Origin of the sequence: Staphylococcus sp. GDY8P120P (genome assembly GCF_017892065.1) — a bacterium.
Lineage (GTDB): Bacteria > Bacillota > Bacilli > Staphylococcales > Staphylococcaceae > Staphylococcus > Staphylococcus nepalensis.
Genome location: NZ_JAESKI010000019.1, coordinates 1 through 20,750 on the forward strand (window position 1 = coordinate 1; position 20,750 = coordinate 20,750).

Below are 20,750 nucleotides of genomic sequence, written 5' to 3' on the forward strand. Positions count from 1 at the left end.
AGCTAGATCAGGAAACAATGGTCATAGTTGGTATAATTTATTATTTTGGGGAGTCTATGGTCTGCCTCAAAATAAAGAAGCCAATTTATCGAGTATAAGACTATATGACTTATTAAAAAATTTAACTAAAATGAACTTTAACGAATTAAAGGAACTTTATGAAGATGGAAAGAGTGGATTATCTTTATATAGCTTTAATAAATATGTAAAAACAGGTGAAAAACCAGTTTATATTGGTATAAATGACGGTACACATCGCATCATATTAGCAAAAGTATTAGGTATTAACTATGTAACAAGCAAAAAAGTCTATGTGTATGAATATAATCCAGAAAAACACAGAATATATGAAGATTTAATATTAATATTAGAAAAATTACAATCATTCTTAAAAACTAGCAAGGCCTTTAAGTTGTCTGATGATGGGGAATTTTTAAAAATAAACGCTAAAACATTTACTTACATGGGCGTACTATTTGAAGATATTAACCCTTACACATTTAATAAAAATGCTTATGAATATATAGAGCATATTGAAATATTGAATAAATATTATTCAATACTCAAAGAAATTGAAGAAGATTACAATAAACAGATTAATATTTATAAATATATCCCCAAAAAAATATTAAACTTTATGTCATTAGCTCATAAAGATATATATTTAGAAGAAATCGAAGATTACAAAAATAATCTACTTAAAAAGGTTAAAATATTGAAAGCACTTGATGAATAAAGCAGTTGAATAGTAACACATGTGTAAGTTACACAAATATAAATTACACATGTGTAAAATAAGCCCATATACAAACATACTGTATAAGGGCTTCTTAATTTTAAATTTATGAAACATTGAATTCCTCGTTTAACCAACCAATCGCTTTATTGTAATTTCTAAATTCTTCACACCAGCAATCATTTGTAGAATTATCTATACATAAATAAGTTTTATCAAGTGTTATTAAATACTTTCCACTCCACTTTTTATAGTCGCTTGATTTTAATATAAGTTGTCGAACACCTTTTTCATATTTTCCATCAATTTGATATATTTTACTATTAACCATTTTGAATTTAAAATCTTTATATTTAGTGTCTAGTAATTGTAATAAATGATTATATGAATATGAGTGTTTATTCATCTTAACCCCTCCATCTTAAATTTAGTTTTAAATGTGAATGATGCGTGTGCTAAATACATATCACATTCAATCTTCATCATAGATTGTATTATTAAGTTTTATGGTATGAGCATCATTTAAATCATTTTCAATAATTAAAAATTCTGTTTGACCATCATGTAATACTTCATAGTGCGTATCAAGCTCGGAACCATAATATCTAAAATCATCATCAATTACCGCGTACAACTTTTCTTTATCATCATATGTTCCAATAAAATTGAATTGTGGTATTTCCTCGTCAGTTCTTGTTATTAGTGTATATAATTCATTTTTCATTTTTATGACCTCCTGAAATTTTTCTTTTAGAAATTATTTATTTTTGCTGTGTTGTGAAGCCACTGCAACAAGCCGTCACGTTGAGGTTGCAAGGGTTCAAGCAATAAAAGTTTTTAGACTGGCCGTATGGCCACAAATAAAAAGTTTTTTGCCCCTTGCAAGATCACGTAGGCTTGTTAAAAGCACAATCTTTGATTGTGCGTGTGAGCGTATCAACACAAAAAAATAAATTCTAAAAAATGGCAATAAAGGGAAAGTGAAACTTCACTTTCCCTCCATTTCTGAATTTATTTTTTAAATGTGAATGTGATGTGTGTGCGTTATGCACATCACATTCACTCCTTTTGGTTTCGGCTTTATTTTTGGCCGACTTATGGCAAAAACAAAGCCCCCGATTTTTCGAGGGATTTAATATTATTCTGGCGATGAAGCTATGAATCTATCTTCGCCATATACTAAAGCTAGAATACTGCCGTTATCCCAATTTACATGGATTTGACCAATATCATCAACACCAGTGATTGTACCTTTATCACCTTTTTTCAAATTACAAAAATCATCATTAATACTAATTAACTCAACTCTCAATCCATCAACATAATGTTCTTTTAATCTTTGAATTTGTTTATCTTTATTCATTATAAGACCTCCAATATAAAATTTAATACATTCAAACATGTAAGGAATAATAATAAAATAAATATGAGCTTGTTGTAATTTTTCATTTTAAACCTCCTATGTTATAATAGAAGAAAGAGAGTAGGGGGTGCGAACCCCTACTTGAAGAACTAAAATACTTTCCCAAGTATCTGTAAGATTGTATAAGCTATGTTAAGGTACAGTAATACCAAATTAGCTTTTACAGTCTTATTTTTTTGTTCTTCTTCCTTTCTCTGTTTTCTTTTCACTAATATCACCCCCTTTCAAGATTGATATTATTTTTTGAAAGATTTAGTACATTGGTATATTTGAAAACTCATGACATAAAAACCAATTGTTATTATGAGTATTACTAAACAAATCATCTTAACCCCTCCTGAAAATTTTTCTTTTAGAAATTATTTATTTTTGCTGTGTTGTGAAGCCACTGCAACAAGCCGTTACGTTGAGGTTGCAAGGGTTCAAGCAATAAAAGTTTTTAGACTGGCCGTATGGCCACAAATAAAAAGTTTTTTGCCCCTTGCAAAATCACGTAGGCTTGTTAAAAGCACAATCTCTGATTGTGCGTGTGAGCGTATCAACACAAAAAAATAAATTCTAAAAAAATGGAAATAAAGGGAAAGTGAATCCTCACTTTCCCTCCATTTTTGAATTTCATTTTTAATGTGAGTGTGGTGTGTGTGCGCTATGCACACCACACTCACTCCTTTTGGTTTGGCTTTGTTTTTGGCCGACTTATGCCAAAAGCAAAGCCCCCGATTTTTTCGAGGGCTAATTTTTTAATATTCATATGAATGGTAATATTCTAACTGCTTATTATATAGTTCTTCGTCAAGAAAATTATGAATATAATCACTTTCAATAAAATATTCGGCCATACTCTCTAAGTAGTTTTCATCTTCTATACCTGTTTCAAAAGAAAATACTGCTTTTAGTGTTTCTTTATAATCTAATTTTTTCATTTCCATCAACAAATCTTTATAGTCTTTCTCTTTAACTGAATCATCAAGCATTTGTTCAATCTCTCTAGCTTCATTAATCCAGTTAGCTGCACCTCGAAAATCTAAATATGAATCAGTGAAATAATCATTGCCAGTATTTTCAATAGCTGTATAATATGGAAAATTATCAGATTTGATGATATATGTTCCAATCCATTCTTCTAAATTATTTTTTAGTTCATCTGTTAAAGAGAAGTTTCCATTCAAATCGTAAATAAAATATATCTTTTCGTTAACTGAAATAGATGTTTCTTCGACCAATTGATTATCAAAATAGCTTATAAGTAAATTATTCATAAGTAAAACCTCCTGAAATTTTTTCTTTTAGAAATTATTTATTTTTGCTGTGTTGTAGAGCCACTGCAACAAGCCGTTACGATGATCTTACAAGGGTTCAAGCAATAAAAGTTTTTAGACTGGCCGCATGGCCACAAATAAAAAGTTTTTTGCCCCTTGTAAGATTGAGTAGGCTTGTTAAAAGCACAATCTTTGATTGTGCGTGTGAGCGTATCAACACAAAAAAATAAATTCTAAAAAATGGAAATAAAGGGAAAGTGAAACCTCACTTTCCCTCCATTTTGAATTTCATTTTTAATGTGAATGTGGTGTGTGTGCGTTATGCACACCACATTCACTCCTTTTGGTTTGGCTTTGTTTTTGGTCGACTTATGCCAAAAGCAAAGCCCCCGATTTTTTCGAGGGCTTTATTAATATTTATTGATTTTTAGAAATTTCTTCCCAAAATTCATCAACATCTATTTTCACTGAAATCATATCCTCAAAATCTATACATTCAGTCATTTCTACAATATCTTCCCAATTATTATAATCGACACATTCAGTATAATAATCTTCACTACAACTTAAAGTTTTGATTAATCTATTATTCTTTAAATCTAAGGATACTTGAATATCAAATTGGTCATCTTCGCCTAAATTTGTAAAGGCTATGGGACATATTAAATCTTTATCAAATATTTCTTCATTTTCATCATAATCATGGCCGTATTCTGCCATACAATAAAGTTTAATATTTTCACATATTGCCAAATAACTTTCATTTTTATTAATTCTTTTTACGTTTAACATATTAACCACTCCTGAAATTTTTTCTTTTAGAAATTATTTATTTTTGCTGTGTTGTGAAGCCACTGCAACAAGCCGTTACGTTGAGGTTGCAAGGGTTCAAGCAATAAAAGTTTTTAGACTGGCCGTATGGCCACAAATAAAAAGTTTTTTGCCCCTTGCAAGATCAAGTAGGCTTGTTAAAAGCACAATCTTTGATTGTGCGTGTGAGCGTATCAACACAAAAAAATAAATTCTAAAAAATGAAATAAAGGGAAAGTGAAACCTCACTTTCCCTCCATTTTTGAATTTAATTTTAAATGTGAATGTGATATGTGTGCGTTATGCACATCACATTCACTCCTTATGGTTTCGGCTTTGTTTTTGGCCGACTTATGCCAAAAGCAAAGCCCCCGAATTTTCGAGGGCATTTATATGATTATTTTTAACCTATACTACTTAGATTTACTATTATCTCATTTTCTGTAAATTCAAATTCTTCATTATAAATTTTTTGTAAATCAGTCAACGCTTCTAATTGTTCATATCTAAAATCATTTATCTTATTCGCACATGTCATTAAATCTTTTAGGTAATAATCCTTTTCAAATAGTAGTTGTTCTGCACAATAATCCTTATATACTCTATCAATTTCTTGTATTAGTATATATTCTACGATTTTTTCAACGTCTTTTTGATATTCATTTAGTATCAAACTGTCTTTATTTGGTCTATCCCAAATCACTTCTACTTTAGGTAGTAAATCTTCATCTTTATGCTTTTTATATTTAGCTATACCATATTCAAAAATGAAATCTGTTACTACTTGTTGATTATCTTCATCTACTTCAATTCTTTCATAAAATAATTTATCTGGTGCAATCTCATTATAGATTTCTAAAAATCTATCTATTTCTAAATCACTTTCTATACGGTGTTTTTTGTAAAATTCCATTAGCAACCCAATATTTTCATAATGATATTCGATTCTTTCATATATCGTATAATGTTTTTCTACTGATTCAATAACACTTTCAATATAGTAATTAAAGAAATCGCTTATTTCCATATCTTCATATATACCTTTAGCTTCTTTATACTCATCTGAAAATACATATAAAACTACATTATTTTCTACTGTCATTTTAATGACCTCCTGAAATTTTTTCTTTTAGAAATTATTTATTTTTGCTGTGTTGTGAAGCCACTGCAACAAGCCGTTACGATGATCTTACAAGGGTTCAAGCAATAAAAGTTTTTAGACTGGCCGTATGGCCACAAATAAAAAGTTTTTTGCCCCTTGTAAGATTGAGTAGGCTTGTTAAAAGCACAATCTCTGATTGTGCGTGTGAGCGTATCAACACAAAAAAATAAATTCTAAAAAAATGGAAATAAAGGGAAAGTGAATCCTCACTTTCCCTCCATTTTTGAATTCAGTTTTAAATGTGAGTGAATGTGTGTGCGTTATGCACATTCACTCACTCCTTATGATTTTCGATGCAAATGAGGGCTTCTCACAGCGCTTTGTTTATAGATATATTATTGATAAAGTAGAACGTATGTTCTATAATTGATTTTGAGGTGATTTCATGAAAATAATTACTCCAAATATACCAGAGCCATATTGTTATGAAACAGATTATCGTAAAATTCCTAGAGAATATCTTAATCCGCGAATACCACAAGGACGAGGTATAGTAAAATGGCAGCCATTCAAAACTATGCCACAACAATATGAAATTTTAGATCAATATATAGATGACCAAAATAAAATTGATATGCCATTACTATCACAAGAACAATTAGAGTATATTAATGATATAATTAATGAAAAGATAGCAAACAATTATTTTTGTACAATTAGTTACTGGGATAATGGATATATTAAAGATGTTTCAGGAATTATTAAGAAAATAGATACAATTAATGAAATAATTTTTTTAATAAGCGAGATGCAAAAAGAATTTAAAATAGATTTTAATATTGTTTGTAATGTAGAATGAGAGGAAGCGATGTATTTGGAGAATCCGAAACTTAATTATAGCGATTACGATTTTAAATTTATACTTCAAAATTATTTTTCAAGCATATATGAACTGGAAATAGTTAATATTAAAGATACCCAGTTAGCTAATTATAATTTACTTAAAGAGATTGATGATTTGTATTCTGATTATTATACACTTTACAAGTCTAATCAATATACCACTTTGCCTTCATTAACAAGACTTTTGTTTGAAAAATTTATTTATTTAACATATATAAACAAGGAAGCCGAACAAACAGTTAATATTCGTGCAAAAAGATATTTAGACCGTAGTGAATATGATTTACAAAAATTCCATGAATATGTTTATAAAGAAAACAACGGAAATTCTAAAATTCTTAGATCTACTTTAATTAATTCGGATTACGAATCTATATTTCAAGATAAATTTTCCGAAAAGAAATTAGAACAAGCTAAAAAAGAATATAGCCTCAATTTTCAAGAAGTTAAAAAGATAAAAGACCACAAATGGTATGCCTATACTGATGACTATAAAATAATGGATAATGGTGATGGAAAAGCAAGAATACTTCACAGCTTCAAAGAACTTTGTGATTATTTAAATTACCCAGTTTTTTATCACATTTGCTATAAGAATTTTTCAGATGATATACATGGTTCGGCAAATTTAAGAGATGAAATTCTTAAGTCAATACAAACTAATAAACCATTTAAAAATCCTAGTTATTTTTACTTATCTATTTTAATAACAAACTATATTGTAGTTAGAATTCATGAAATGATTGAAAAAAAAGAGGTTAATTAACCTCTTTTATATATCACTATATTCAATTATTTTAAAGTCCTTAGTATCCTTGTTGTACTTTATAGAATACTTAGATTGAATTTTATTATTGTTAACTTCTTTAGTTAAGATAATTTGCAATTTGTCCTTATCTTTACTGACTTTATCAATTTGAGGACTACTATATTTGTTTTTAGCTTTTGATTCCACCATCTTTTTCATATGTTTTGCTACAGAAGTATTTTCTTCTATATAATCTGAAATATATTTATAGTCAGATTTCTTGTATGCTTGATTCAAATCTTTAGTATAATCAATCATGAATTTTTTGCCTTTATTTTTTATTTCTTTGTTTTCTTGTTCAAATTTATCAATAGAATCTTGATTAAACGATAAATCTATTTCTTGTGGACTTTGATATTTATTTATATTTACCTTTCTATCGTTAGTAACAAATTCATTACCATCAATTGTACCCACTACATGTACTTTAATTTCTTGATTATTAAAATAGTTACCATAAACTTTATTGTCTACATAATCTTGTTCTTTACCATCAACCACAATTTTCTTGCTATTCTTATCTAATGCTCCACTATTTTTTAAGTTTATTTTAAAACTAGACTGATCAAAATTTTGTATAGCAACTACTTTGTTATTTTTATCAGTCACTTCCGTATTAAATTCTAACTTTCCTTTGCTTTCACCAGTCAATAAAGTATCTTCTATTTTCTTTTTAGCATTAATACTATATTTTCCTGTAAAAAATTTTCCAATACTTGTGAGCCTGTCTTTGTCTGCTACAATTTGGTGTTCCTCATCAGTGTTATAATTATATACTCCTGTATTGTCATTCTCTTTTACATATACATTAGTATAATTAGGTGTAAACTTTAATTTTTCTATGAAGAAAAACTTCTTTCCATCTTTTTTAACATTAATTATTGTTTCCCCATTACTATCAGTAATAGCGCCTAAATCAATATCATATTTATTATTATCTTTCACGTTTTTCTCTATTTCGTTGATTTCTTTTTCAAATCTTTTTGAGTTTTGGGGCTTATTAATATAATTAATAAACGCTTTAGCTTCAACTTTAGATAAATCACGTTGCCCACTTGATAGATATTCTGAAATTTTATTATAATCTTTATCCTTAGCTGCTTGTTTAAAATTTACTATTTGACCATGTGCATTTGTTTGATTAAGAAGTATATAAATCAATAACCCTATCACTAATAAAATTATAAATATGAAAGTAGCCAGTATATATTTTTTACTCTCAGAATTATTTTCATCATTGTTCTTCATTATCTTTACCGAACCATTCTGAAAATTTATTTTTAATTTCATCTAGCTTATTATTCACTTTATCTAATTCTTCTTGCACTTTACTATTATCACCGTTTTGCTTGGCCGTATTTGCTTCATCAAGTTGATTTACAGTATCTTGATAATCATTCGCTACTTTCTCTGTTTTTTCATCATTTGCATTTTGTTTCAAACTGCTTACTTCATCTTTTAGACTTTGTAAAGTTGCTTGTGTATCTTCATTTGAATTTTCTATACTAGATTTTGTATCTTCAATTTTACTTTGAATTTCATCATCTTTTTGTTGAACATATTGTTCATTGTTTGGTTGTTGCTGCTGTGTCTGATTATCCGATACATTTTCTTGTTCTTGATTACTATTACTACATGATTTAAAAGCAAACACTAATGCAACAATCAATAAGATAACTACTAAGAATGACAACCCTTTTTTACTACGTTTATTTTTTCTATTTTCTTCATATAATTGTTGTTCACGTCTATAATCTCTATCATTATAATATGATCTTCTTCGTTCTTCTTCTTCATAATACGCTTGTCTTTTTCGTTCTTCATCATAATATTGTTGCTGTCTTTTTTCTTCCTCATATCTTTCTCTATCACTTCTATTCATAATAACTCCTCCTTTACACAAATGTAAATTACACATATGTAATTTACATTTGTGTAATTAATAATTGTTATTCATAGTCTTTATATAATCCACTTTGATAATCATTTTTTATCCTATATATAGTCTGTCTTGATAGTCCTACTTTCTTTGCTATTCTACTAATAGCCATACCCTCATCTATAAAGCCTATCACTCTAAAATAAACTGCTTGCTTTTGTGGGTCTTTAGCGTTTGGACTATATAGCTTAGGGCGGCCTTTATAAATACCTTTTGCCTTTGCTACTGCTATACCATCTGCTTGTCTACGCTTACTATCATTTCTTTCTTGCTCTGAAATCATTGCTAACAATTGAATGATTAAATTTTTTAAGAACTTATCAAATAATTCATTTCCTACAATCTCATTCATCATTGGTAGACTTGTAATAATTAATTTAACATTTTTTTCTCTAAGAAAATCTACAGTTTTAATTACTTCATTATAGTTACGTCCAAATCTATCTAATGCATCAACAATTAATGTATCTTCTTCTCTTACAAAATCCATAACTTCTTGAAATACTTTTCTATCTTTAATGTTCTTTCCAGATTGTTTTTCTTCAAAGATTTTTGTAGCACCATATCTTTTTAAAATTTCTATTTGTCTTTCTAAATTTTGATCTTTTGTAGATACTCGGGCATAACCAATTTTCAAATTTTTCACAACTCCTTTTTGTTACACCCTAATCATACATTTAAAACCTTAAAAAAACAACTTCTGTCACTTTGCTTGATATATTAGAATTATTTAACCTTATAAATGAGAAAAAAGCAACGCACTTTAAATAAGATACGTTGCTTTTTCGATTGATGAATACCTATAATTAAACTATTCATCTATTATTTATGATTTTTTGTATATACAAGATGTCTAGTTTGTTAAAGAGAATTAAGAAAATAAATCTCGAAAATAATAGAGGGAAAATCAGTTTTTGATATCAAAATTATACATGTCAACGATATTACAAAATATAATACAAACTATAAGATGATATCAGTATTTGTTATGCATTTAGAATATTAAAATTCCTTCATTACACTCTTGGCGGTTTCACTTATCAACTTATCATTTGGCTTATCACTTTTATTGTCTTTATTCGTAAAAATGACTAAAACAATAGGTTCAGATTGGCCCTTAGGATAAACAAAAGCAACATCATTTCTAGAAGCATATGTTATTGCTTGACCACTTTTATCAGCAACCTTATAGTCTTTTGAAACACCGTCTTTAATTAAAGTATCTCCGCTTTTATTATTTAACATTAAATCAAGTAAGAATTTTTTGTTTTCTTTGCTTAATTTTCCATTTGCGATAAGTTTATTTAAAGTCTTACCGAAAGCAGCAGGTGTTGAAGTATCTCTTTTGCTCTTTGGTGAATAGTAATTTAATTCTATCTCATATCTAACTGGATTTGTTACTTTATCTCCTAGTTCTTTTAGACGTTGTTTAACTTTTTTGAGTCCACCGATTTCTTTTATAATTTTATTGTTTGCTGTATTATCACTATATGTCATTGAAGCCTCAATAAGTTCTTTTAAAGTGATATCTTTTCCTACATATTTTTCTAAAATAGGAGAATAAGCAACTATATCATCTTTGTTAATATGTACTTTTTTATTTAACTTATTATAAGGTACTTGTTCTAACAAAATAGCACTATTTATCGCTTTTGAAGTCGAAGCATAGGCAAATCTCTTATCTGAATTAAATTTTACTTCCTTACCACTTTTAGTATCTAAAGCATAAACACCAATATGAGCATTATATTTTTTCTCTAAATCATTTAACTCATTGGCATGTGAACTATTTGAATTACATGCACTTAAAACTAAAGCAATTGCAATTAAAAATATTAACTTTTTCAAAATAAACCCTCCGATATTACAGTTGTAATTTTTATAAACTAATAATATTACAGTTGTAATATTGGTGTCAATAGTTTATTATAAATATTTGAAAGAAGGTGTCAAAATGGCTAAATTACTAATAATGAGCGTAGTAAGCTTTTGTTTTATATTTCTATTGTTAGTATTTTTTAGGTACATATTAAAACGCTATTTTAATTATAGTTTAAATTATAAAGTTTGGTATCTAACTGTGCTTGCTGGATTAATTCCTTTTATCCCAATTAAATTCTCTTTTATAAAATTTAATAATGTGAATAATCAAGCGCCCACAGTTGAAAGTAAGTCACACGACTTGAACCATAACATAAATACCACCAAACCTGTTCAAGAGTTCACAACTGATATCCATAAGTTTAATTGGGATTCAATTGATAATATCTGCACAGTTATTTGGATAGTTTTAGTTATTATTTTAAGTTTTAAATTTTTGAAATCCTTATTATATCTTAAATATTTAAAGAAACAGTCACTTTATCTAAACGAAAATGAAAAAAATAAAATAGATACGATACTTTTCAACCATCAATATAAAAAAAATATTGTGATTCGAAAAGCAGAGACTATTCAATCTCCAATAACTTTTTGGTATGGGAAATATATTATTTTGATTCCTAGTTCATATTTTAAAAGTGTAATTGACAAAAGACTAAAATATATAATATTGCATGAATATGCTCATGCTAAAAATAGAGATACTTTACATTTAATTATCTTTAATATCTTCTCTATTATTATGAGTTACAATCCATTAGTACATATTGTAAAAAGAAAGATAATTCATGACAATGAAGTAGAAGCCGATAGATTTGTCCTTAATAATATTAACAAAAATGAATTTAAAACTTATGCGGAATCTATTATGGACTCCGTATTAAATATTCCATTTTTTAATAAAAATATATTAAGCCATTCATTTAATGGTAAAAAGTCATTACTCAAAAGAAGATTAATTAATATAAAAGAAGCCAATCTGAAAAAACAGTCCAAATTAATTCTAATTTTTATTTGTATTTTTACTTTTTTGCTCATGGTAATTCAAAGCCAGTTTTTGATGGGGCAATCCATAACTGATTATAATTATAAAAAGCCCTTACAGAACGATCACCAAATTTTAGATGAAAGTAAAAATTTTGGTTCAAATAGTGGATCTTTCGTCATGTACAGCATGAAGAAAGACAAATACTATATTTATAATGAAAAAGAAAGTAGAAAAAGATATTCTCCTGATTCAACTTATAAAATTTATTTAGCGATGTTTGGACTTGACCGTCATATCATAAGTGATAAAAATTCACGTATGTCATGGAATCATAAACATTATCCTTTCGAGTCTTGGAATAAGGAACAAGATTTAAATACAGCAATGCAAAATTCAGTTAATTGGTACTTCGAACGTATTAGTAATCAAATACCAAAGAACTATACTGCGGCTCAACTCAAGCAATTAAATTATGGTAATGAAAATTTGGGAAGTTATAAAAGCTATTGGATGGAAGATAGTTTGAAAATATCTAATCTTGAACAAGTAATAGTTTTTAAAAATATGATGGAACAAAATAACCATTTTAGTAAAAAAGCAAAGAATCAATTATCTTCTTCATTATTGATTAAGAAAAATGAAAAGTATGAACTGTATGGGAAAACAGGTACAGGTATAGTAAACGGGAAGTATAATAATGGGTGGTTTGTAGGTTACGTAATTACAAATCATGATAAGTATTATTTTGCTACACATTTATCAGATGGAAAGCCGTCTGGGAAAAATGCTGAATTAATAAGTGAAAAAATATTAAAAGAAATGGGTGTTTTAAATGGCCAATAAGCAAGTTGAAATATCTATGGCTGAATGGGATGTTATGAATATAATATGGGATAAAAAATCAGTATCAGCTAATGAAATTGTAGTTGAAATTCAAAAATATAAAGAAGTTAGCGATAAAACGATTAGAACATTAATCACAAGACTATATAAAAAAGAGATTATAAAACGATACAAATCAGAGAATATTTATTTTTACTCATCAAATATTAAAGAAGACGATATTAAAATGAAAACTGCTAAAACCTTTCTTAATAAACTGTATGGAGGGGATATGAAAAGTTTAGTGCTGAATTTTGCGAAAAATGAAGAATTAAATAACAAAGAAATTGAAGAATTGCGAGACATTTTAAATGATATTAGTAAAAAGTAATTAGAGGTATGTTTCAAACATAATACATATGTAAACTATGCTTGACTCTTATTAAATTAGTTTTGTTAATGACATTTAAAATATATTATTAAAGATGAGAGTGTACAGAAAATAACCATTTTCTGTACACTCTTCTTTTATGTCTAAATAAGTAAGAATTACATAGGATTATGTGTTCATAAACCCAACAAAAAATCTATGTTCACAAAAGACCTTGTAATTAAGTTATGGTACACTGAAGGTGTATATAGGGGGTTTGTATTTTGAAAATAGGTTATGCAAGAGTTTCAACTGGATTACAAAATTTAAATTTACAGGAGGATCGATTAAATGCATATGGTTGTGAAAAGATATTTAACGACCATATGAGTGGTTCAAAAAGTAAAAGACCTGGTTTAGATAAAGCCATTGAATTTGCGAGGTCAGGAGATACGATTGTTGTTTGGAGATTAGATAGACTAGGACGTAATATGGAAGATTTAATCACATTAGTTAATGAGCTTAACGAACGAGGTGTAAGTTTCCATAGTTTAGAAGAAAATATAACGATGGATAAATCAAGTTCTACAGGGCAATTATTATTTCATTTATTCGCAGCATTTGCAGAATTTGAACGTAATTTAATTTTAGAGCGTTCTTCAGCTGGCCGAATTGCAGCACGTGCTAGAGGCCGATATGGAGGCAGACCAGAAAAATTAAATCAAAAAGATTTAAACTTACTTAAGACACTTTATGATAATGGCACGCCAATTAAGACAATTGCAGAACAGTGGCATGTTTCACGTACAACAATTTATCGTTACCTCAATAAATTGGAGGACAAGGAAGATGAAAAACAAGGAGAAGTATCTAACTAATTTTTCTGAAGCCAAACGTAAAAAAGCTACTCAAAAGTACAATATTATAAAACCTTTTATCCTAGGCGAACAATCTTTATCAAGTATTTCTAAAAGTAAAGGGATTGCGTTAAGCACCCTTTATAGGTATTCGATAATAGAAAAAGCAACGCATTTTAATATAGTGCGTTGCTTTTCTCATTTATTAGGTGAAGTCATTCTCATATATCAAGTAAAGTGACAAACTTCCACCACTGACTGATTAGGGCAAGCTCTAATCAGTCATTAGACAAAGTGGTTTTTTTAAGGTTTTAATTGCATGATTAGGGTGTAACAAAAGTAAAAAATATCGTGGGCGTATTCCTAATAAAAAAGTATTAGAAATTAAATTCCAATAACGATGGTTTTTGAAACAAAACCTCCTAATTTTATATTAAGAGTGTCAGTTTTGGAGTTATATGGCACAAATTTTGTGCTTTAAATGGCGCAAAGCAGGTAGACAATTATATAACTGTTTACCTGCTTTCTTTTATAACATTTCTTTAATTATTCTATAAATGGAACTCCTACTTAATCCCGTCATTTGAGCAATTTCTTCACCTGTATATTTATCACTATCATATAGTTGTTTAATATAATACCTTTGGCTTTTTTCAACTTTTTGAGGTCGTCCTCCTTTTCGACCTTTTTCTCTAGCGGCTTTCAAACCATTTGACGTTCTCTCTTGCACTAGAACTTTTTCGGATTCTAGCAACATTTGGAATACTCTAATAAAGTATTGCCCATATTCATTTTGAGTATTTATATTCAGATTAAGTACTTCTAAATGGAGGTTTTTCGATATTATTTCGTTATCTATGAAGTCCATAAACTGTTTTGGCGTTAATCCCAAAGTTTTTAAGTCATTTATAACTAAAATATCATTCTCTTTTAATTCTTCTAAACAACTTTTAAGTTCTATTTGGTTTTTACTATAAATATTTACTTTCTCAGAAAAAACTAAATCACATCCATTGATTAACAAATGAGTTATCTCAACATCTAAATTTTGGTCAGTATAAGGTACACGTGCATATCCTATTTTTCTCATATACTACAGCCCTTTCAAATTACTCATTTTCTCCTATTAGTAAGCCATCTCTAGCAGTTTCTATCACTTCAACATTTATTTTATTCAATTCGTTAATCTCCATAATTCGTATAATTTGAGAAAATAATCTTTGTACTAATCTAAAATTACCATTCGTAATTTTTATTACCGTATTAATAGATTCATAATCTTCAAAATCCTCATAACTTAAAGGTAAGGAAAGCTCCTCCCACCTATATTCTAAAACGTGTTTTAATTCATCGTTGCTTAATTTTTCAAATTGATGACTAAAACCAATACGGGAATATAATTGAGGATACCTTGACAATCGTTTTTCTATACCTGGCATACCGATTAAAACAACACCAATATCAAGTTGATCATAAATATCTCTAATAATCTCTAGTGTTTTATAATTTAGTCTATCAACTTCATCAATAATAATTAAATCAATTTCATAATTACTTGGTTGTAATCTAACAAGTTCTTCTAATCCGTTAAATTCCTCTTGTCTTTTTAATGATCGATATCCAATTTTCCCTAATGTTAATTCACTAGCCAAGTTTAATAATTCTTTATAAATTCTTGAAGGTCTAACAGGAGGGGCAGTATAAAAAATGGTTTTGCAATTTAGAAATTGATCATCATGTACATTACTTCCTTTATCATCAGCTTTTTGATAATTAGTAATGATTGGGTTTACATAGTCCCAATTTGCATAATATTGTGCAGAAAATGTTTTACCTACACCGGGATTTCCGTAACAAACCCCCATATATTTATACTTAGCGCAATTATCACAAAATTCTTCAAATCGACGGTACTGCTTTGTTTCAACAAAAGTTTTATTAGTCATTTTTATACCTCTTTAGTTTTGACTTTTTAACTTGTTTTGCGTTATTACTTAATTCTTCATTTGATAGTTTGGGACGATTAAGATTTTGAACGAGGTGACGTGTACGAGTAATACTTTTTCCTAACTCTCTTTTTTTATTTGCTCTTAGTCTTTCGATTTCTTTTATACTTATACTTTGGTTTTCTAAATCACTGCAATATGCAATACTTAAAAATTGATTGTTTAAATAGACTCGAATTTCTGAAATATCTTGAGGATCATATCTTATAAAAACTTCTTCTGTTATATAAGCAATGAGGTTAGTAGAAAAATACCTTAGTCCTTTAAAATAGATACCATCTTTGTGTATTTTTCTAGGTTTGCTTGTAGTTAATAATAGTAAATCTAATAATTCTCTAGATTCAGGTAATTGTGGGAGAAAGTCTGGTTGATTCCATTTCTGCATCGGTTTTTCTTTTGTTGTTCCATGTTTACGATAATGATATTCGTTTATTATAAAGTGCTCAAACTTATTATTAAGCTCTTCCAAAGTAAGATGTTTTCTTGACTTTTTATTTTTTGTATAACCAGGAAGTAATTGAAGAAACATTAAATTAACTGTTTGAAAAAAACGTTCTATTTTTCCTCTGCCTTTTGGTATACCTATTTTGGAATATATCAGTTCTATTTTGAGGTTAGCTGATACTTGTTGCATATGTTCTGAGGTATAATCTTTGCCATGATCAGTATAGAATTTTTCTGGTATGCCACAAATTGGCCAATTTGAATTTCCTTTTTTCCATATTGCTTGTCTTAGAACAAGTGCTGTTCTTTCAGTGTCTGGTGATCCAAACTCTATTCTGAAACCTGCAATTGCTCTGCTATAATCATCTAAAACAATTGTTAACCAAGGTCTTTCAATTTCATTCTTTTCATTTAATACTTCTATATCCAACATAGTATGATCAGCTTGCCAAATTTCATTGGGGCGTTGGCACTCACGTAAAAATATACCATCGTATTTTTCAGCATACTTTTTTGAGTTCATATTTGAATAAGCTTTTAAGTTTTCAGGTATTCGCTTAATAATATTATAAACTTGGTAATAACTAGGTTCAGGAATCCTCTTATTGTTACACCACTGCTTTGTTTTGCGATATATAGAAGCTATAGAAATTCCTCTGTTACTGAAATACTCGTTCTGAACAAAATTGATAATATCTCCATCTATCTTTATTCGATGTTTATCTTTTCTCGTTTTATCTGTAAGGCCAGCTAATCCATCATTTTTGTATCTATTAATCCAATTATAAAGCGTACGCTTTGGTATTTTTGCTGATTTGCTAACTGTTCTAACTGATTTTAAGTTTTTTAAATAAGGTTCAAGGACACGATATCTTTCCATAGCTTTTTTACGTTCTTCTTCTGTAAAGTCAGCTAAATTTTGAATCATTTCAGCACCTCCATTAAAAAAAGGAAGCATACTGTTATGCTCCCTAATTTAATTGTTAATGATACGCCATTAACAACAGCCTTTATTATTCTGTTGATCTTTACTTGTAGTCTCTTTTTTACTCTCTTTATTTTCTTCAATTTCAACGGAACAACAAGCTTGCTCTTTAGGTTTTAATTTAGAAATAGCTTTTTTAAATGCGTTTTTTTCCATTTTAACACCTCCTTTAATTGTTATTTAGCAACCACATGATGTGTCGCAACATTCTTCTATATCAATAGCTTCTTCATTTTCATTGATAAATTCAAAAACATCTTTATAAGGCGACTGTTTTAATATATTAAATGTTTTTTCACATACAAAAGTTCTTTCTCCACGCTCAAATATATGATCATCATCATCTTCAATATGTTTAAATGGACCTTTATATATAACAGATTGTCCTTTATCAATACAAGGACCTTCTTTACCTTTATGAGCTATAATCGTCATGCTTCTAAAATCAATACCTTCTATAGTAGTCCATGTACTTTCACGTTTATCTATTTCTACACCGTAAAATCCTACATTTTCGAAAGCTTCAATAAAAGATTTTTCTTCAATAGCGCCTGAATAACAACCACTCCACAAGTCTTCATCTTGTCTCAATTGTTCTGGTACTTCTACGCTAGAAACAATATCTGAGATAACGGCTTTTCCACCATCTTTTAAAACACGATAAATTTCCTTGAAAAGTTCCTCTTTTTCTTCAGTTGAAACTAAGTTTAGAACACAGTTAGATATAACCACGTCTATGCTATTATCTTTTATCATAGTCATTTCGTTTTCTAAGTAATTAATATATTGATTGATAGATTGATAAGTACCTAAATCTCTAGCAGTGTGCTCTTGTAAATATTTATCTAATACTTCTAAATCTAATTTTAAATTTTGAATCTTTCCTTTATAAAAACTTACATTGTCATAACCAATTTTTTCAATCATTTGATTTTGATATTTTTTAGCAAGATTTAACATATCATCATTCATATCTACGCCAATAACTTTACCTGTTTCACTGACAATTTGAGAAACTATATAAGGAACTTTTCCTCCGCCAGAACCTAAATCCAAAACGGTATCTCCTTCTTGAATCTTACCTAAAGGATCGCCACAGCCATAATCTTTTTCTATGATTTCATCGGGTATGATTTTTAAGTATTTCGTATCATACTCTACTGGACAACATAAATTTTCTTCATGATTTTTTGCAGCATTTCCATATCTATTAATTACTGACGTTTCTGGATTCATTAATTTATCCCCCTTAAATTTAAATAATCATATTAACAATTAGTCCTGTAGCAATGGCTACAACTAAAATTGCGATAACGAATGATATTACAAATTTTTTCTTGAATAACTTAGATAGCAATACGACTTCTGGAATACTTGCGCCAGCACCACCAATTATTAATGCTACTACTGTTCCTAGCGACATACCTTTTGATACTAATGCTTCGGCTATAGGTAACATTGTTTCTGGTCTGATATACATAGGGATACCGATAACAGAAGCAATAAAGACCGATATAAAACCATCACCACTTGCATACTTAGTTATAAATTCTTCAGGTATGAATCCGTATATAAAGGCGCCAATAAATACACCAATAAATAGATAAGGTAACATTGGGTATAAAAATGCCCACGCATCGTTTAATGCTTGTTTAAAACGAGATCCTGATTTATTAGCAAAAAAGCCATCACCTTTAACATTGACCCCTTTATAACTTTCAGCTAAATTCATTTTTGAAAACACTAAACCTGTTAAAATACTGAAAATTGCTAGTACTACAAAATAAACAACAGCTACTTTCCACCCTAATAATGCCCATAACATAAATAACATTAATGGATTCATTAACGGTGAAGCAATTAAGAAACTCATTGCTGGACCAAAAGGAACTTTGGAATTTAATAGACCTGCAAGTATTGGAATAGTTGAACAAGAGCAAAATGGTGTAACAGCACCAAATATCATACCTAATATATAATTGACGGCTTTATTAGGTTTGCTCAAAAGCTTTTTAATTTTTTCTTCTGAAACAACTTGTTGAATCAGACTTACTATAAAACTCACTACTATAAATAGTAATAATAATTCAAAAAATAACATCAGAAATGTTTTTATGAATTCCATAATTGAATCTACCATTAGTATAACGCCTCCGAATTTATTTAATCAACTTTTCTTGATATAATAATCAAAAAAAATTGATTAATTCTATGTTAAAAAGAAGATACTTAAAGTATCTTACAGCAAGTATCTTCTTTTAAAACCACCTGTATTTGTTGCTCATTAATTTTATAATAATTCCATGTGCCATGCTTTTCAGCAATAAGAATATTTGCATCTACTAATTTTTTTAAATGATAGGAAAGTTTAGATTGTTTTAATGCTAATAATTCTTCTAGATCACAAACACATAAAGATTTTGAATCACTTTGACGTATTGAATGTAGAATTTTAAGTCTGATTTTATCAGCTAGCGCATTAAACATCTGTTCATAAAAGTCTAATTGTTCTTCCTCAGTTCTATTAGGACTGGACTGAATAATTTCCATTAAATAATCACCTCTCTTATATATAGATATTTCTATTTTTGTTTGAGTTCTTGTATTGCTTGATTAAAATGAGTTTTTGTTATTTTACCATACATGTCAGGTTCACCTTTAAAGAACTCATTTTTCATATATGATATAGCTTCTTTTAAAGAAACTTCTCTTGATATCATAATTAGATTTAAGTAGCTAACAAAATAATCAACAGATAATGTACCTGCATGATTTATTCTCATAAAATCGAACTCCTTTATAAAATACTAAAACAATACATCAATTTTTGTTGATGTATTAACTATAAATTATTAATGCAACTTTTGCAAGTTACTAAATTCTGTTATTTAGGGTTTACCCTAATCAGTCAATATAGTGATTGATTTTTATTTAGTAAACTTACTTTTTGAAAATTTAAAATCTAAGGCAAGATTATAAATTAGAATTTGTGTTATTGGTGCTACTACAAGTAAAACAGAATATGCTTTAAATATCGCTACCACATTACCTAATAGTGCACGCTCTCTATCAGTTTCTGCTATATCAATTATTAAACTTCCTAAAGTAAGGGTATATACTGTAAATGCTAAAAAGAATACCAAAATTATGTTTAAAGGCATAATGTACCACTTAGTAGTGTGATGTTTAATATTTTTAAATCGTTTAACTAATACCATAAAAAAAATAATGTTGTAACATATTGAAGCAAGTATAGGAAGAAAATACATAAAATCTGTAATACCCATTGTTTTTAAAACCTGTTCTAACATAAAAACAACTCCTTATTAATATTTCAAGTTTACATTTTGCAATTCATTTAAATTTTGCACAAATGTTTCCATACTAATAACCACCTTTTAATCTTTGTGATAAGTT

The 20,750-nt window shown here is 28.4% G+C and carries 25 protein-coding genes and 1 pseudogene; 7 read left to right on the top strand and 19 right to left on the bottom strand.

What is annotated here, in order from left to right; translation table 11 throughout:
- Positions 1-736: hypothetical protein (locus tag KA900_RS10950; RefSeq protein ID WP_210139621.1), on the top strand; the 736-nt coding region annotated here is incomplete at its 5' end.
- A gap of 106 nt (positions 737-842) precedes the next feature.
- Here KA900_RS10950 and KA900_RS10955 read toward each other — a convergent pair.
- The 6 genes from KA900_RS10955 to KA900_RS10980 all read right to left on the bottom strand — a co-directional run bounded on the left by KA900_RS10955 (position 843) and on the right by KA900_RS10980 (position 5,330).
- Positions 843-1,142 (bottom strand): hypothetical protein, encoded by a 300-nt coding sequence (locus KA900_RS10955; RefSeq protein WP_031770304.1) that lies wholly within the window; start codon positions 1,140-1,142, stop codon positions 843-845.
- 66 nt (positions 1,143-1,208) lie between these two features.
- Positions 1,209-1,460: a hypothetical protein gene (locus tag KA900_RS10960; RefSeq protein ID WP_112380549.1), complete on the bottom strand. Its 252-nt coding sequence runs from the start codon at positions 1,458-1,460 to the stop codon at positions 1,209-1,211.
- Between the two features lie 414 nt (positions 1,461-1,874).
- A complete protein-coding gene (locus tag KA900_RS10965) occupies positions 1,875-2,099 on the bottom strand; it encodes a DUF4314 domain-containing protein (protein WP_124216701.1) in 225 nt (74 codons plus the stop codon).
- A gap of 800 nt (positions 2,100-2,899) precedes the next feature.
- Entirely contained in the window at positions 2,900-3,418 is a 519-nt protein-coding gene (locus KA900_RS10970) for a hypothetical protein (RefSeq protein WP_210139622.1), read from the bottom strand.
- A 417-nt stretch (positions 3,419-3,835) separates the two neighbouring features.
- Positions 3,836-4,210, bottom strand: coding sequence for a hypothetical protein (locus tag KA900_RS10975; protein ID WP_210139623.1), 375 nt, complete (start codon positions 4,208-4,210; stop codon positions 3,836-3,838).
- A gap of 421 nt (positions 4,211-4,631) precedes the next feature.
- The gene (locus tag KA900_RS10980; RefSeq protein WP_210139624.1) at positions 4,632-5,330 is read right to left on the bottom strand and encodes a hypothetical protein; all 699 of its coding nucleotides are present in this window, start codon (positions 5,328-5,330) and stop codon (positions 4,632-4,634) included.
- Positions 5,331-5,775: 445 nt separating this feature from the next.
- Here KA900_RS10980 and KA900_RS10985 point away from each other — a divergent pair, with 445 nt between their 5' ends.
- Both KA900_RS10985 and KA900_RS10990 read left to right on the top strand, forming a co-directional pair.
- On the top strand, positions 5,776-6,189 hold the full coding sequence (locus KA900_RS10985; RefSeq protein WP_210139625.1) for a YolD-like family protein: 414 nt from the start codon (positions 5,776-5,778) through the stop codon (positions 6,187-6,189).
- 15 nt (positions 6,190-6,204) lie between these two features.
- Positions 6,205-6,999 carry a DUF5677 domain-containing protein gene (locus KA900_RS10990; RefSeq protein ID WP_210139626.1) on the top strand — a complete coding sequence of 265 codons (795 nt, stop codon included), beginning with the start codon at positions 6,205-6,207 and terminating at the stop codon, positions 6,997-6,999.
- 6 nt (positions 7,000-7,005) lie between these two features.
- On the opposite strand, the gene KA900_RS10995 is transcribed toward KA900_RS10990, so the two are convergent.
- The 4 genes from KA900_RS10995 to blaZ all read right to left on the bottom strand — a co-directional run bounded on the left by KA900_RS10995 (position 7,006) and on the right by blaZ (position 10,828).
- Positions 7,006-8,289, bottom strand: a complete 1,284-nt coding sequence (locus KA900_RS10995; RefSeq protein WP_210139627.1) for a TcaA NTF2-like domain-containing protein — start codon at positions 8,287-8,289, stop codon at positions 7,006-7,008.
- Entirely contained in the window at positions 8,276-8,923 is a 648-nt protein-coding gene (locus KA900_RS11000) for a hypothetical protein (RefSeq protein ID WP_210139628.1), read from the bottom strand. The genes KA900_RS10995 and KA900_RS11000 overlap by 14 nt, the downstream gene beginning before the upstream one ends.
- A 67-nt stretch (positions 8,924-8,990) precedes the next feature.
- The gene (locus KA900_RS11005) at positions 8,991-9,617 is read right to left on the bottom strand and encodes a recombinase family protein (RefSeq protein ID WP_210139629.1); all 627 of its coding nucleotides are present in this window, start codon (positions 9,615-9,617) and stop codon (positions 8,991-8,993) included.
- A gap of 365 nt (positions 9,618-9,982) precedes the next feature.
- The gene (gene blaZ, locus KA900_RS11010; RefSeq protein ID WP_210124566.1) at positions 9,983-10,828 is read right to left on the bottom strand and encodes a penicillin-hydrolyzing class A beta-lactamase BlaZ; all 846 of its coding nucleotides are present in this window, start codon (positions 10,826-10,828) and stop codon (positions 9,983-9,985) included.
- Between the two features lie 106 nt (positions 10,829-10,934).
- Here blaZ and blaR1 point away from each other — a divergent pair, with 106 nt between their 5' ends.
- The 4 genes and pseudogenes from blaR1 to KA900_RS11030 all read left to right on the top strand — a co-directional run.
- A complete protein-coding gene (gene blaR1 / locus KA900_RS11015; protein WP_148850311.1) occupies positions 10,935-12,692 on the top strand; it encodes a beta-lactam sensor/signal transducer BlaR1 in 1,758 nt (585 codons plus the stop codon).
- Positions 12,682-13,062 (top strand): penicillinase repressor BlaI, encoded by a 381-nt coding sequence (blaI, locus tag KA900_RS11020; RefSeq protein WP_001284653.1) that lies wholly within the window; start codon positions 12,682-12,684, stop codon positions 13,060-13,062. Before blaR1 ends, blaI begins: the two co-directional genes overlap by 11 nt.
- A gap of 263 nt (positions 13,063-13,325) precedes the next feature.
- Positions 13,326-13,919: a recombinase family protein gene (locus KA900_RS11025; RefSeq protein WP_210134011.1), complete on the top strand. Its 594-nt coding sequence runs from the start codon at positions 13,326-13,328 to the stop codon at positions 13,917-13,919.
- Positions 13,891-14,052: pseudogene (locus KA900_RS11030) on the top strand (Mu transposase C-terminal domain-containing protein); the annotation flags it as partial. The gene KA900_RS11025 and the pseudogene KA900_RS11030, both read left to right, overlap by 29 nt.
- Before the next feature lie 375 nt (positions 14,053-14,427).
- On the opposite strand, the gene KA900_RS11035 reads toward KA900_RS11030, so the two are convergent.
- From KA900_RS11035 to KA900_RS11075, 9 genes are all read right to left on the bottom strand, one after another.
- On the bottom strand, positions 14,428-14,988 hold the full coding sequence (locus tag KA900_RS11035; RefSeq protein ID WP_031588353.1) for a recombinase family protein: 561 nt from the start codon (positions 14,986-14,988) through the stop codon (positions 14,428-14,430).
- A 19-nt stretch (positions 14,989-15,007) separates the two neighbouring features.
- Complete coding sequence (locus KA900_RS11040) at positions 15,008-15,844, bottom strand: AAA family ATPase (RefSeq protein ID WP_031588352.1); 837 nt, start codon at positions 15,842-15,844, stop codon at positions 15,008-15,010.
- Positions 15,837-17,276, bottom strand: a complete 1,440-nt coding sequence (locus KA900_RS11045) for a Mu transposase C-terminal domain-containing protein (RefSeq protein WP_060585419.1) — start codon at positions 17,274-17,276, stop codon at positions 15,837-15,839. The genes KA900_RS11040 and KA900_RS11045 overlap by 8 nt, the downstream gene beginning before the upstream one ends.
- A gap of 69 nt (positions 17,277-17,345) precedes the next feature.
- On the bottom strand, positions 17,346-17,489 hold the full coding sequence (locus KA900_RS11050; protein WP_210139630.1) for a hypothetical protein: 144 nt from the start codon (positions 17,487-17,489) through the stop codon (positions 17,346-17,348).
- 24 nt (positions 17,490-17,513) lie between these two features.
- Positions 17,514-18,569: a methyltransferase domain-containing protein gene (locus tag KA900_RS11055; protein ID WP_210139631.1), complete on the bottom strand. Its 1,056-nt coding sequence runs from the start codon at positions 18,567-18,569 to the stop codon at positions 17,514-17,516.
- A 19-nt stretch (positions 18,570-18,588) separates the two neighbouring features.
- Entirely contained in the window at positions 18,589-19,473 is an 885-nt protein-coding gene (locus KA900_RS11060; protein WP_210139632.1) for a permease, read from the bottom strand.
- Between the two features lie 89 nt (positions 19,474-19,562).
- On the bottom strand, positions 19,563-19,883 hold the full coding sequence (locus tag KA900_RS11065; RefSeq protein ID WP_031588348.1) for an ArsR/SmtB family transcription factor: 321 nt from the start codon (positions 19,881-19,883) through the stop codon (positions 19,563-19,565).
- A gap of 32 nt (positions 19,884-19,915) precedes the next feature.
- Positions 19,916-20,116 carry a hypothetical protein gene (locus KA900_RS11070; protein WP_031588347.1) on the bottom strand — a complete coding sequence of 67 codons (201 nt, stop codon included), beginning with the start codon at positions 20,114-20,116 and terminating at the stop codon, positions 19,916-19,918.
- Positions 20,117-20,260: 144 nt separating this feature from the next.
- Positions 20,261-20,644 carry a hypothetical protein gene (locus KA900_RS11075; RefSeq protein ID WP_194378980.1) on the bottom strand — a complete coding sequence of 128 codons (384 nt, stop codon included), beginning with the start codon at positions 20,642-20,644 and terminating at the stop codon, positions 20,261-20,263.
- Positions 20,645-20,750 lie beyond the last annotated feature (106 nt).

Bases quoted from the DNA above. Each gene is read 5' to 3' on its own strand.
- KA900_RS10955 (WP_031770304.1), bottom strand. From the start codon at position 1,142: ATGAATAAACACTCATATTCATATAATCATTTATTACAATTACTAGAC.
- KA900_RS10960 (WP_112380549.1), bottom strand. From the start codon at position 1,460: ATGAAAAATGAATTATATACACTAATAACAAGAACTGACGAGGAAATA.
- KA900_RS10965 (WP_124216701.1), bottom strand. From the start codon at position 2,099: ATGAATAAAGATAAACAAATTCAAAGATTAAAAGAACATTATGTTGAT.
- KA900_RS10970 (WP_210139622.1), bottom strand. From the start codon at position 3,418: ATGAATAATTTACTTATAAGCTATTTTGATAATCAATTGGTCGAAGAA.
- KA900_RS10975 (WP_210139623.1), bottom strand. From the start codon at position 4,210: ATGTTAAACGTAAAAAGAATTAATAAAAATGAAAGTTATTTGGCAATA.
- KA900_RS10980 (WP_210139624.1), bottom strand. From the start codon at position 5,330: ATGACAGTAGAAAATAATGTAGTTTTATATGTATTTTCAGATGAGTAT.
- KA900_RS10985 (WP_210139625.1), top strand. From the start codon at position 5,776: ATGAAAATAATTACTCCAAATATACCAGAGCCATATTGTTATGAAACA.
- KA900_RS10995 (WP_210139627.1), bottom strand. From the start codon at position 8,289: ATGAAGAACAATGATGAAAATAATTCTGAGAGTAAAAAATATATACTG.
- KA900_RS11000 (WP_210139628.1), bottom strand. From the start codon at position 8,923: ATGAATAGAAGTGATAGAGAAAGATATGAGGAAGAAAAAAGACAGCAA.
- blaR1 (WP_148850311.1), top strand. From the start codon at position 10,935: ATGGCTAAATTACTAATAATGAGCGTAGTAAGCTTTTGTTTTATATTT.
- blaI (WP_001284653.1), top strand. From the start codon at position 12,682: ATGGCCAATAAGCAAGTTGAAATATCTATGGCTGAATGGGATGTTATG.
- KA900_RS11035 (WP_031588353.1), bottom strand. From the start codon at position 14,988: ATGAGAAAAATAGGATATGCACGTGTACCTTATACTGACCAAAATTTA.
- KA900_RS11040 (WP_031588352.1), bottom strand. From the start codon at position 15,844: ATGACTAATAAAACTTTTGTTGAAACAAAGCAGTACCGTCGATTTGAA.
- KA900_RS11045 (WP_060585419.1), bottom strand. From the start codon at position 17,276: ATGATTCAAAATTTAGCTGACTTTACAGAAGAAGAACGTAAAAAAGCT.
- KA900_RS11050 (WP_210139630.1), bottom strand. From the start codon at position 17,489: ATGGAAAAAAACGCATTTAAAAAAGCTATTTCTAAATTAAAACCTAAA.
- KA900_RS11055 (WP_210139631.1), bottom strand. From the start codon at position 18,569: ATGAATCCAGAAACGTCAGTAATTAATAGATATGGAAATGCTGCAAAA.
- KA900_RS11060 (WP_210139632.1), bottom strand. From the start codon at position 19,473: ATGGTAGATTCAATTATGGAATTCATAAAAACATTTCTGATGTTATTT.
- KA900_RS11065 (WP_031588348.1), bottom strand. From the start codon at position 19,883: ATGGAAATTATTCAGTCCAGTCCTAATAGAACTGAGGAAGAACAATTA.
- KA900_RS11070 (WP_031588347.1), bottom strand. From the start codon at position 20,116: ATGAGAATAAATCATGCAGGTACATTATCTGTTGATTATTTTGTTAGC.
- KA900_RS11075 (WP_194378980.1), bottom strand. From the start codon at position 20,644: ATGTTAGAACAGGTTTTAAAAACAATGGGTATTACAGATTTTATGTAT.